The organism is Bacillus sp. Je.9.29.b (assembly GCF_051129925.1).
Lineage (GTDB): Bacteria > Bacillota > Bacilli > Bacillales > Bacillaceae > Bacillus > Bacillus safensis.
The window spans coordinates 1-272 of the sequence record NZ_JBCPSO010000030.1 but is presented as its reverse complement, the minus strand read 5'-3'; the positions used below and the strand labels follow the sequence as shown (position 1 = coordinate 272).

Annotated in this window: 1 protein-coding gene; it reads left to right on the top strand. The window is 60.3% G+C overall.

What is annotated here, in order from left to right:
- Positions 1–272 (top strand): collagen-like triple helix repeat-containing protein (locus AAZR19_RS18960; RefSeq protein WP_434703999.1); only part of this gene is annotated, 272 nt, incomplete at both ends.

Sequence of the window (272 nt, the reverse complement as noted above, 5' to 3'; positions counted from 1 at the left end):
CCTACTGGCGCTACAGGTGTCACTGGAGCTACCGGTCCTACTGGCGCAACGGGCATCACTGGAGCTACCGGTCCTACTGGCGCTACAGGTGTCACTGGAGCTACCGGTCCTACTGGCGCAACGGGCATCACTGGAGCTACTGGACCTACTGGCGCAACGGGTATCACTGGAGCTACCGGACCTACCGGGGCAACGGGTATCACCGGTTCAACTGGAACTACGGGGGCAACAGGTATTACTGGACCAACAGGTCCTACCGGTGCCACTGGTAT